Genomic DNA, 12,388 nt, shown 5'->3' with positions numbered 1-12,388 from the left:
TTTTTTAATTATTATCCTCCAACTCTTTTGGTTTTATAACCCATATCTTGAAGAATTTTCATGATTTTATCACGATTATCTCCTTGAATGACGATAATTCCGTCTTTTTCTGAGCCACCAATTCCTAGAGTGGTTTTTATTTTTTTAGAAATTTGTTTCAGTTCTTCATCTGTTCCTTCGAAACCTTCTATTAAAGTAACAGGTTTACCGTTTCTTCCTTTTTTTTCGAATTTACAGATAAGAGGATTCTTCTGCTCAGATTTTTCTTCTGGCATTTCAAAATCTTGTTCCTCGTGTTCTGGGAAAAGGTTTTTTAATTGGTCTCTTAAATCCATATAATTGTTTTCAAAAAAAGGAGTGTAAAGTTACAAATTAACTGATAACTGAAAAATTAATCTTTAAAAATATTTTAAATACTGATAAATGTTGTCTTTAAAAAGAATTATTCTATGCCTAGAATTTTCGTAAATTTGTATCATTAAAAAAAATACTAAAATGGCTAAAAAAGCAATACTTGCCATTCTTGATGGATGGGGTTTAGGAACGGATAATAAAGTGTCTGCAATTTACCAAGCAAACACACCTTTTATAGATTCTTGCTATACAAAATTCCCGAATACTACGCTAGAAGCTTCTGGACTTGCAGTAGGTTTACCAGCAGGACAAATGGGTAATTCTGAAGTAGGACACATGAATCTAGGCGCGGGAAGAGTAGTTTACCAAAATTTGGTAAAACTGAATATGGCGGTAGAAAAAAATACTCTAGGATTAGAGCCAGGAATTCAAATGGCTTTTGAATATGCGAAATTGAATCATAAAAAAGTACATTTTATCGGTTTAGTTTCAGATGGTGGAGTTCATTCTCATATCAATCACCTAAAAGGGCTATTAACTGCTGCCCAAGAATTTGGATTGACAGAAAATGTATATGTACATGCATTTACAGACGGTAGAGACTGTGACCCTATGTCTGGAAAAGGTTTTATAGAAGATTTACAAAATCACATGAAAATCTCAACTGGGAAATTAGCAACCGTTGTAGGAAGGTATTTCGCAATGGATAGAGATAAGAGATGGGAACGTGTGAAATTAGCATATGATGCTTTAGTAAATGGAGTAGGAGAAATTACAAAAAATCCTGTAGAAGCGATTGAAAAATCTTATGCAGAAGGTGTTACAGATGAGTTTTTAAAACCAATTATCGTTTCAGAAAATAATAACCTTCCTTCTGCTAAAATTGAGGAAAATGATGTAGTTTTCTGTTTCAATTTCAGAACAGACAGAGGTAGAGAAATTACAGAAGTGCTTTCTCAACAAGACTTCCCAGATTTTGGAATGAAAAAATTGAATCTTTACTACGTAACTTTAACCAATTATGATGAAAGTTTCCAAAATGTAAATGTCATTTTCGATGAAGAAGTTTTACAAGAAACTATGGGTGAAGTTCTAGAAAGAGCGGGGAGAACTCAAATCAGAATAGCTGAGACAGAGAAATATCCTCACGTAACTTTCTTCTTCTCTGGTGGCAGAGAAAAAGAATATGTAGGAGAGAGAAGATTGCTTTGTCCGAGTCCAAAAGATGTTGCTACCTACGATTTAAAACCAGAAATGTCTGCTTTTGATATTAGAGATGCTATTTTACCAGAATTAGAAAAAGAATCTGCAGATTTCATTTGCTTAAATTTTGCTAATGCAGATATGGTAGGACATACTGGAGTTTTCGAAGCGGCAGTAAAAGCTTGCGAAGCGGTAGATAAATGTATAGAAGCAGTAGCTACTAAAGCTTATGAACATAGTTATGCTGTTTTCATTTTGGCAGACCACGGAAATTCTGATTACATGATTAATCCTGATGGAAGTCCTAATACGCAACACTCTACTAATCTAGTTCCGCTAATTGTAATGGATAAAGACCAAACTTGGAATTTGAAACCAGGAAAATTAGGAGATGTAGCACCGTCTATTTTAAAAGTAATGGGTGTAGAAATTCCAGAAATTATGACAGGAGAAGTTTTAGTCTCTTAAAAATTTCAAATTTTTAAAATAATTTATTAACTTTAGCCAACTAATAATCATTATGTTGGCTAATTTTTTTTATAAATCTGTTTGTACCAAAAGCAAAAAAGTAGTTGGCCTATTTTTTATTGTGCTCTCTTCCTTTCTTTTTTCTCAAGAAGCTTCTATTTTAGAGAATATTACCGAAGCCGAAGGTTTACCTAGTAATTATGTTTTTAATGCAAACGAAGACCAGAATGGCGTGATTTGGTTAGGAACAGACAAAGGCCTTGCTACGTATCAAGATGGAAGATGGATTACATTAGATGTAGATAATGGGATGCCAGGAAACTATATTTTCCACGCTATTGCAGATAAAAAAAATGGTTTAGTTGTTTACCTTTCAGAAAGAGGATTGTATTATTTTGATACCAATAAGAGACGAATCACCGTAAAGTACCCTGATTTAGGAAATCTAGTTCTCAAAGGACTTAAGATTTCGCCATATGATAAAAACTATATCTTGGTTTATTGTATTGATTTTAGTAAAAAAGAAGAGAAATTTTTTGCAATTAACATTCAGAATGTTAAAACCTTAATTCCTTTATTGCGTGAGCGTAATAATATCTTTTTGGTGAAAAACACTACTAAAACAAAATTAGCAGAAGCAGATTTTTTTCTTCGTAAAGAAGTGATTAAATTTAATAATACATCACTCGAAGAGGTAGATAATGGCATTATCAGAAGAAAAAATAATAAAATTATTGATACTCTTTCAGAAAAAAATGGACTAGGAAATAATCACATCAATCAGATTCTAAAAACAAAAAAATACGTTATTATTTCTTCTCAAGGTGGAGGAATATATATTATTCGAGAAAATACCCCAAAAGTAACATACAATGTAAAAAGCACCAATGCTAGAGCCGTAATGACTCATAAAAACATGGAATATGTTCTTTCTGATGGTATTTTGTATATTATTAGCAATGATAAAATACGCTCTAAAATTCTAGTAAGAAAAGATGCGTTTACTTTTTTTATAGACGAAAAATATATTTATCTAGGTTCATTTGCAGGATTAGAAACCTACAAATTAAATGGTAATCAATTAAAACTCATTAGTACTTTTCCTCTTACCTCAGGAGTTTCTAAGATTTTGAAAATTAATAATCAAATTATTTTTACCACTTATGGAGGTGGTATATTTGTTCAAGAAGGAAACTCTTTTGTAAGACATCATAACAAACCTTTTAATAATATTGAAAATTTTTTTAAGATTAAAAACGGCTATGCCATGATTTCTTATGAATCAGGGATATCTCTTTTAGATGAGAATTTTAAATTTTTAAATCATATCACAAGAAAAAATGGCTTACATAGTAACTTTATAACCACTGCTTTTTCAGATAATGATACCACTTACATAGGTGCTAGAAAAGGTGTTTCCCTATTGTATAAGAATAAAGTTGTTAAAACATTTAATAAAGACAATGGTTTTAAAGGAAATGTTACCAGATTAATTTTTAGGGACATTCATCACAAAATGTGGATTTTGACTGACCAAGAATTAATGCTAAAATATAAGAATAATTTAAGACCCGTAGGTTCTTTGAGGCTTCTTGACAATCATGAGGATCTTATTTTAAAAGGGAGTTATTCCCCAGAAAACCATCAACTAACAATTGTTACTAAAAATAAAATATCAGTTGTTGATTTAAGTAAAATAGTTCCAAATTCTTATGTAAGAGACACCTATTTAACAAGGGTTTACAGTAATGGAGAAAAAATAGACCTTAATAAAAAAATATATTTCGAAGACCACAATAAGAATTTACAATTTGTTTTTTCATCCATAGATAAAGATATACTTGGAAATACTATATTATTTTATAAAATAAATAACGAGGCATGGAAACCTTTTAAAGAGCCTAGAACACTCAAGTTTTCACATATTGACCAGGGAGATTTTACCTTAGCAATAAAAGCAGTAAATGAAGATGGATATGAAAAAATAGTTCCTGGGAAAATAGAGTTTACAGTTCTGGGGCCTTTCTATATAAGGCTTTGGTTCATCTTCTTGTCTGTATTGGTTATCGGTGTTTTCTTATATAGTTATCTAAATGAAATTAACAAGAAAAAATATATAAAAAAACTCAATCAACTGAGAGTTAAACATCAATTAGAAAATGAAAGAAAAAGAATCAGTAGAGATTTACATGATAATATTGGTGCTTACGTAGCTAGCCTCATTTCTAAAATAGACAAACTTAAACATTCTGATAATACTAAAGATAATGGCTTGGTAAGCTATGATGATGTAAGATTAGATGCAGAAAAAATTTTGGCACTACTTAGACAAACAATTTGGATATTAGGAAATAAAGATACCAATCTTATCGCACTATATGATAACTTCAAAACTTATGCACTAAAATTTTTACAAACAGACGAAATAAGAATAATCTTTGAAGAAGAAATAGAAAATAATAGAAAATTTAACGCTACTACAGGTAGTGGTATCTTTAGAATAATACAAGAAGCACTACAAAACATATATAAACATGCTCATGCAACCAAAATAGAAGTAAATATAATTTCGAAAGATAAAATAATCATCTATCTAAAAGATAATGGGAAAGGTTTTAAAACAGAAAACTTGAAAGAAGGTTTTGGACTTCAAAATATGAAAGAAAGAGCAAGGGAATTAGGATTTAAATTTAATATTTACTCAGACGTTTCTGGAACCACAATTGAACTCTACGAAATATAAAATACGTAATTTGTAGTATTGCCTAAAAACACAAGTAGTAATAATTTGTAGAACCAATAAAAAACAATGATAAAAGTAGCAATAGTAGATGATAATCAGGTTAATAGAATAACCATAAAAGAAAAACTCGCGCCTTATCAAGACGTGGTTTTAGCTTTTGAAGCAACAAACGGTGAAGAGTTTTTTGAAAAATTAGAAACTCTTCCAAAAAGTGATTATCCTCAAGTGGTTTTAATGGATTTAGAAATGCCTATTTTAGACGGTATTGTTACCATTGCGTCTGCCTCTATTAAATTTCCAGAAATCAAGTATATTGTTTTGACCATTTATGGAGATGACGATAAAATCTTTGAAGCAATAAAGGCTGGAGCAAGTGGTTATTTGCTTAAAGAAGATAAAGGGGTAAACATTGTAGAAGCCATAAAAAATGTAGTGCAATTTGATGGAATTCCTATGAGTCCAGCGATTGCAAGAAGAGCAATGGAACTTCTAAAAGAAACCCCCAAACCTATTGCAAGTATGCAAAATGCAATAATAGACCACCAATTAAGCGACAGAGAAATGGAAATTCTAAGAGAAGTAGTAAAAGGCTATAACCATCACGAAATTGCAGATAAATTATTTATAAGTCCTAATACCGTAAGAACTCACGTAAATAATATTTATAAAAAACTCCATCTTAATTCTAGAAGCCAAGTCATGAATCTGGCATATAAAAATAAATGGATTTAATATTTTCTAAAAGGCTTATTTTATTAGCCTTTTTTTATTTCTTATATTTGCAAAAACTAAATCGGTAAATGTTAAGTAATAAAAAACTCGCTATAGATTTTGATGGAACTATTGTAGAAGATGCTTATCCATCAATCGGAAAACCAAAAATTTTTGCTTTTGAAACCCTAAAAAAATTACAGTCAGAAGGTTATAGATTAATTCTTTGGACATATAGACACGGGAAATCTTTAGAAGAAGCTGTAGAATTTTGTAAAAAAAATGGACTAGAATTCTACGCCGTAAACTCTAGTTTCGAAGGTGAAATCTTTGATGATGAAACTCAATCTAGAAAAATAGATGCAGATTTATTCATAGATGATAGAAACCTAGGAGGTTTTCCAGGTTGGGGAGAAATCTATAATATCATCACTGAAAGAATAGAATTCAGGGTAGAAGGCGGCGAAGTTTTGGCCTATTCTAAAATGAAAAAAGAAAAGAAAAGAGGTTTGTTTTGGTAAAATTAAAAGACCCAAGTAAAAAGTAAAAAGAAACAAGTTTTATAATCTAATGTATGCAAAATAATAATCTGTTAGATAGAACTTTTAAATTTGGGGTGAACTGCATTATTTTCTTAAGAACTTTACCTCGTGATTTTGAATATAATGTAATAAAATTACAGCTAACAAAATTGTCTACTTCAATTGGTGCTAATTATGAAGAATCACAAGCAGGTTCTTCAAAAGCTGATTTTAAAAATAAAGTAAGAATATCTCTTCGAGAAGCTAGAGAGTCTAATTATTGGCTAAGAGTAATTAAAGCTTTAGAAAGGTCAGAAAACGAACAGTTAGAATCTCTTATACAGGAGAGTAAAGAACTTAAAAATATTTTAGCTTCTATTATAAACAATACTAAATTATAAATAATTCATGGCTCTTTTTACTTTTGCCATGGCTCTTTAAATAAAATGATTATACTTAAAACAATAGAAGAACTCCGTTTAATGCGCGAAAGTGCTCAACTTGTTTCTAAAACTTTAGGAATGATTGCAGCAGAAATTAAACCAGGAGTTACCACATTACATTTAGATAAATTAGCTCATGATTTTATTAAAGATCATGGCGGTGAACCTGCATTTTTAGGAATGTATGGTTTCCCAAATTCCCTATGTATCTCTCCCAATGAAGAAGTAGTTCACGGTATTCCAAAAGATATTCCGCTTGAAGAAGGAGACATTCTTTCTGTAGATTGTGGTGTTTACATGAATGGTTTTTATGGTGACCATGCCTATTCATTCGAAGTAGGAGAAGTAGCACCAGAAACCAAAAAATTACTTCAAGTAACCAAAGAATCACTTTACAAAGGAATAGAACAATGTGTTCGCGGAAAAAGAATAGGAGATATTTCAAACGCTATTCAAACGCATTGCGAAAAACATGGTTACGGAGTGGTAAGAGAATTGGTAGGTCACGGTTTGGGTAGAACCATGCACGAAGATCCTCAAGTTCCTAATTATGGAAGAAAAGGCAGCGGAAAAGTCATCAAAGATGGTCTAGTAGTCGCCATAGAACCTATGGTTAATCTGGGAACGCATCAGGTAAAATTCCACAAAGATGGATGGACGGTAACTTCATTAGACAAGACACCTTCTGCGCATTTTGAACATGATGTAGCGGTGATTAATGGAAAACCAGTTTTACTTTCTACCTTCAAATATATTTATGAAGCCCTAGGAATTACAAGTAATGAAGAAGAACCATTTACTATGGATTTTTAGAAATACTTCATTCATAATCAATGTAAAAGCAGACTTTTGTCTGCTTTTTTTCTTTTCTAAAGTTAAAAGTTGAACTAAGAAAAATAATTTTATTCTTTTATAATGATATTTTTTTAAATTTGAATTAGAAATTATATGAAGAAAATTGCCTCATTTTTACTGAATAAAATTCCAAGACCTATGCTTATTAACTTAAGCATTTTTCTTCGCCCTTTAATCTATCTTTTTTTCAAAGGAAATAAATTCACCGACCCAATTGATGGGAAATCATACCGTAAATTTTTACCGTATGGTTACGGAAAGCAACGTGAAAATGCTCTTTCGCCAGGTACTTTAAGCCTTGAACGCCATCGTCAAATGTGGTTGTATCTAAAAAATGAAACCGATTTTTTCACTCAAAATTATAAAGTGCTTCACATTGCTCCAGAGCAAGAATTCTTGAGAAAATTCAAGAAAATGAAGAATTTAGAATACACTTCTGCAGATTTGTTTTCGCCAATTGTAGATGTAAAAGCAGACATTCTAGATTTACCTTTTGAAGATGAAAGTTTTGATGTCATTTTTTGCAATCACGTTCTAGAACACATTATAGATGATAAAAAAGCGATGAGCGAATTGTACAGAGTGATGAAAAAAGGAGGGTGGGGAATTCTGCAAGTTCCCATGAAAAATTCTCTAGAGAAAACATACGAAGATTTCACCATTACAGAACCAAAAGAACGCCAAAAACATTTTGGGCAATATGACCATGTTCGCTGGTACGGAATGGATTATTTCGAAAGACTAAAATCCGTAGGTTTCTCAGTAGATATAAATTTCTATTCTCAAAAATTTTCTGAAGAAGAACAAAAAAGATTCGGTTTAAACGTAACCGAAATTTTACCAGTGGTAAGAAAGTAATTTCAAAATATCTTGATATTCCTTCGCAATGACAATTTTTTCGTTTTAATTAGTTCTCAATTCTATTTTCCTTACCTTTGCAAAAAAGAAATTTTAAATATTTTAATCCTTTAATTTTAAGTAAAACAAATGCACAAAGCAGGATTTGTAAATATAGTTGGGAAACCAAACGCAGGAAAATCTACATTGCTCAATCAATTGATGGGTGAGAAACTGGCGATTGTAACCCAAAAAGCACAAACAACAAGACACCGTATTTTTGGAATTTATAATGAAGAAGACCTACAAATCGTATTTTCTGACACTCCAGGAGTTCTAGAACCCAAGTACGAATTGCAGGAAAAAATGATGGATTTTGTAAAAGATTCTTTACAAGATGCAGACGTTTTCTTGTTCATCGTAGATGTTACGGATAAAGAAGAACCGAATGAATTTTTGGTAGATAAACTGAACAAAATTCCAGTTCCAGTCCTTATTTTACTCAATAAAATAGACATTTCTAATCAAGAAGCGATGCTCGAAAAAGTAGAGTATTGGCATAATAAAATTGAAAAAGCAGAAATTTTACCGATTTCAGCTTTAGAAGGTTTTAATACCGATTTAATTTTGCCAAAATTAAAAGCTTTATTGCCCGAAAATCCGCCTTATTACGACAAAGACCAGTTTACAGATAAGTCTGAACGTTTCTTCGTAAACGAAACCATCAGAGAAAAAATATTGCTGAATTACGACAAAGAAATTCCGTATTCTGTAGAAGTGGTAACAGAAATGTTCAAAGAAAAAGAAGGAATTATCTTTATAGACTCTATTATTTACGTAGAAAGAGACACGCAAAAAGGAATTCTCATAGGTCACAAAGGTGAAGCCATCAAAAAAGTGGGAACCGAAGCCAGAATAGATTTAGAGAAATTCTTTTCAAAGAAAATTCATCTTAATCTTTTTGTAAAAGTTAAAAAAGACTGGCGTAAAAACGAAAGAGACCTCAAAAATTTTGGTTACAGATAACATTAAAACTCAATCATTTCGGTTGAGTTTTTTTAGCTCTTATAAAAAAATTATTATCTCAAAATGATTAAATATGCTTTATTCAAATTTATTTTTTATTTTTGGTAGTCTAAATAAAAAGAAAAAATGAAGAATCTTAATACAACGGGTTATAACAAGACTTTGTTAGACTGGGCGTTATTAGCCATTAGAATTTTTGTAGGATTAGGAATGCTCACCCACGGATTTCCTAAACTCATGCAACTGCTTGGAGGAAGTCATGATTTTATTAATTTTCTCGGAATCGGTACCAAAACATCTCTTATTTTAGCAGTTCTTGCAGAAGTTCTCTGTTCACTATTCTTAATTTTAGGACTTTTTACCAGATTTGTTTCTATGCCGCTTATTATCACCATGTTAGTTGCGGTTTTCGTTGTACATGGTAATGATCCATTTGCCAAACAAGAAATGGCTTTGCTCTATTTATTCTACTACATTTTAATATTTGTAGCAGGCCCCGGAAGCATTTCTATCGACAGAATGATTAATCGAAAATAAATTCAAAGGCGCTTTTTGAGCGTCTTTTTTTATGGCGCTTTGACACGCTGTTCGCTGTATCTTTTTCTTTCCAAAGCGTTTTCCAAAACCAAAGAAAAAGGATGCCGCTTCCATCGTGAGCGCAGACGCAGAAATCTTCAGAAATTTCAGGAAAAATTGTAACTTTCCCTTCAATAAAACCACTAATCAAAAAATCAAAAATTTAAAATATGAGATCTATCAAAATTTCTGTTTTATTTCTCGCTTTATCCATTTGTGGATTTTCGCAAGAAAATTTAACCTACCAAAAACCTTCTGCTGAAATTCTTCAACTCGCTGATTTCCAAAGAACACCTTCTGTTTCTATGAACAGCAAAAAAGATTGGATGGTTTTTTCTTACAGACCTACTTATAAAACGTTAGACGACCTTAACCAAGAAGAAATGAAATTGGCAGGTTTGCGTGTAAATCCTGTAACCAACATTTCGAGTTCTGTTACGTATATCAATAATTTAAAAGTTAGAAAATTCAACGAAAAGCAAGAAACACAAGTAATTGGATTACCTCAAAATCCTAAAATCACGAATCTTTCTTGGTCTCCCGACGAAAAAAAATTAGCATTTACCAATACTACAGAAAAAGGAGTAGAACTTTGGATTTTAGATTTAGAAACCAGAACTGCAAAGAAAATCTCAAATGATAATCTTAATGCCAATTTAGGTTCTCCTTTTATTTGGCTGAAAAATTCTCAAGAATTAATCGTAAGAAAACTTCCAGCTAACAGACCAGCTCTTTTAAATGAAAAGAAAAATCTTCCAGCGGGACCAATTGTTTCTAATGCAGACGGAAAAGTTTCTCAAAACAGAACGTATCAAGATTTATTAAAAAATCCTATGGATGAAGCCAATTTTGAGACTTTAACAAGAGCAGAATTGGTGAAAATGAATATTGATGGAGCAGAAACTCCTTATAAATCTGCTGATATTTATGCAGGAATCCAACTTTCGCCAGACGGAAATTATGTGATGATTTCTACCATTAAAAAACCATTTTCATACATCGTTCCGCTTTCTAGATTTCCGATGAATGTTCAAGTTTTTGATTTACAAGGAAATTTAGTGAAAACAGTAAATGATGTTCCGTTGAATGAAATTATGCCAAAAGGTTTTTCATCAGTAAGAACGGGCAAAAGAAATATGTCTTGGAGAGCAGATAAACCTGCAAGTTTATATTTTGTAGAAGCTTTAGATGGCGGTGACCAAAGCAAAAAAGCAGAATTCAGAGACGAAATTTTTACTTGGGATGCACCTTTTTCTGCTGAACCTAAATCCTTGATGAAAACCAAACAAAGATTTGGAGGAATTCAATTTGGGAATGAAGAAAATGCAGTTGTGATGGATTCTTGGTATGACACGCGTTCACAAAAAACGTATTTCCTTAATCCAAAAACAGGGGAAAATAAAGAAATTGCCGAAAGAAATTATCAAAATGTTTATGCAGATCCAGGAAATTTCCAAACCGATAAAAATGAATTCGGACAATATGTAATTTCCATAAAAAACGGAAAAGCACACTTAATTGGTGATGGATTTACCAAGGATGGTCAGTTTCCTTTCATTGATGAGTTTGATTTTAAAAACTTCCAAACCAAAAGATTATACACTTCTAAAACACCAAATGTAAAAGAAGATATTATTGACATTATTGATGCCAATAAAGGGACGGTTTTAGTAACACAACAGTCTAAAAATCAGTACCCTAATTATTTTGTAAGAAATATTAAAAATAATAAAGCAGAAGCTGTAACTCAGTTTGCAAATCCTTTTGCTAGTATTTCTAATATTCATAAAGAAGTCATTAAATACAAAAGAAACGATGGAGTAGAGCTGAAAGGAACGCTTTATCTACCAGCAAATTATGATTTCAAAAAGAAACCAAAATTGCCACTTTTAGTTTGGGCTTATCCAGAAGAATTTAAAGATAAAGCAACTGCTGGACAAAACACTGCTAATCCAAATGAATTTACCTTCCCAAGTTATGGTTCGTTTATTTATTGGGTGACTAAAGGTTATGCGGTTTTAGATGATGCAAGTTTCCCAATTATTGGTGAAGGAACTACAGAACCGAATGATACCTTTATTCCGCAATTGATTGCTAATGGCAAAGCAGCGATTGATGCAGTGGATCAATTAGGTTATATAGACAGAAATAGAGTAGCAGTTGGTGGACATTCTTATGGAGCGTTTATGACGGCTAATTTATTAACGCATTCTAATGATTTTGCGTGTGGAATTGCAAGAAGTGGCGCTTATAATAGAACTTTAACGCCATTTGGTTTCCAAAGTGAACAGCGTAATTATTGGGATGTTCCTGAAATCTACAACGGAATGTCGCCATTTATGAACGCTAATAAAATGAAAAAACCAATGCTTTTAGTTCATGGTGAAGCAGATAACAATCCTGGTACGTTTACACTGCAAACAGAACGTTATTTCCAAGCGTTGAAAAACTTGGGAGCACCTGTAAGAATGGTGATTTTACCAAAAGAAGCTCACGGTTATGTTGCTAAAGAAAACATTTTACATTTACTTTGGGAACAAGACCAATTCTTAGAAAAATGTTTGAAAAAATAAATTTTAAAAGACGCTGAAAAGCGTCTTTTTTATTTTTAAAATAATCCTGAATGTTATTAAAATTCGTAATTTTAAAAA

Annotated in this window: 11 protein-coding genes; 10 read left to right on the top strand and 1 reads right to left on the bottom strand. The window is 31.6% G+C overall.

Annotated elements, in window-relative coordinates:
• Positions 1-11: 11 nt before the first annotated feature.
• Positions 12-335 carry a translation initiation factor gene (locus N7277_RS09240; protein ID WP_274779277.1) on the bottom strand — a complete coding sequence of 108 codons (324 nt, stop codon included), beginning with the start codon at positions 333-335 and terminating at the stop codon, positions 12-14.
• Between the two features lie 160 nt (positions 336-495).
• Here N7277_RS09240 and gpmI point away from each other — a divergent pair, with 160 nt between their 5' ends.
• The 10 genes from gpmI to N7277_RS09190 all read left to right on the top strand — a co-directional run bounded on the left by gpmI (position 496) and on the right by N7277_RS09190 (position 12,310).
• Positions 496-2,025 (top strand): 2,3-bisphosphoglycerate-independent phosphoglycerate mutase, encoded by a 1,530-nt coding sequence (gene gpmI / locus N7277_RS09235; RefSeq protein WP_274779276.1) that lies wholly within the window; start codon positions 496-498, stop codon positions 2,023-2,025.
• 52 nt (positions 2,026-2,077) lie between these two features.
• The gene (locus N7277_RS09230) at positions 2,078-4,768 is read left to right on the top strand and encodes a sensor histidine kinase (protein WP_274779275.1); all 2,691 of its coding nucleotides are present in this window, start codon (positions 2,078-2,080) and stop codon (positions 4,766-4,768) included.
• A gap of 66 nt (positions 4,769-4,834) precedes the next feature.
• Entirely contained in the window at positions 4,835-5,500 is a 666-nt protein-coding gene (locus tag N7277_RS09225) for a response regulator transcription factor (protein WP_274779274.1), read from the top strand.
• Positions 5,501-5,568: 68 nt separating this feature from the next.
• Positions 5,569-6,000 carry a BT0820 family HAD-type phosphatase gene (locus tag N7277_RS09220; protein ID WP_274779273.1) on the top strand — a complete coding sequence of 144 codons (432 nt, stop codon included), beginning with the start codon at positions 5,569-5,571 and terminating at the stop codon, positions 5,998-6,000.
• Positions 6,001-6,053: 53 nt separating this feature from the next.
• On the top strand, positions 6,054-6,401 hold the full coding sequence (locus tag N7277_RS09215; RefSeq protein WP_274779272.1) for a four helix bundle protein: 348 nt from the start codon (positions 6,054-6,056) through the stop codon (positions 6,399-6,401).
• 45 nt (positions 6,402-6,446) lie between these two features.
• Positions 6,447-7,256, top strand: coding sequence for a type I methionyl aminopeptidase (gene map, locus N7277_RS09210; protein ID WP_069799075.1), 810 nt, complete (start codon positions 6,447-6,449; stop codon positions 7,254-7,256).
• Between the two features lie 135 nt (positions 7,257-7,391).
• Positions 7,392-8,156: a class I SAM-dependent methyltransferase gene (locus tag N7277_RS09205; protein WP_274779271.1), complete on the top strand. Its 765-nt coding sequence runs from the start codon at positions 7,392-7,394 to the stop codon at positions 8,154-8,156.
• Positions 8,157-8,285: 129 nt separating this feature from the next.
• Positions 8,286-9,161 carry a GTPase Era gene (gene era, locus N7277_RS09200; RefSeq protein ID WP_274779270.1) on the top strand — a complete coding sequence of 292 codons (876 nt, stop codon included), beginning with the start codon at positions 8,286-8,288 and terminating at the stop codon, positions 9,159-9,161.
• Positions 9,162-9,287: 126 nt separating this feature from the next.
• Positions 9,288-9,698, top strand: a complete 411-nt coding sequence (locus N7277_RS09195) for a DoxX family protein (RefSeq protein ID WP_274779269.1) — start codon at positions 9,288-9,290, stop codon at positions 9,696-9,698.
• A gap of 209 nt (positions 9,699-9,907) precedes the next feature.
• On the top strand, positions 9,908-12,310 hold the full coding sequence (locus tag N7277_RS09190; protein WP_274779268.1) for an alpha/beta hydrolase family protein: 2,403 nt from the start codon (positions 9,908-9,910) through the stop codon (positions 12,308-12,310).
• Positions 12,311-12,388: the final 78 nt, after the last annotated feature.

Source organism: Cloacibacterium sp. TD35 (assembly GCF_028864635.1).
Classification (GTDB): Bacteria; Bacteroidota; Bacteroidia; order Flavobacteriales; family Weeksellaceae; genus Cloacibacterium.
Note: the sequence above shows the minus strand (reverse complement) of the source record. Positions and strands in the feature narration are given on the sequence as shown.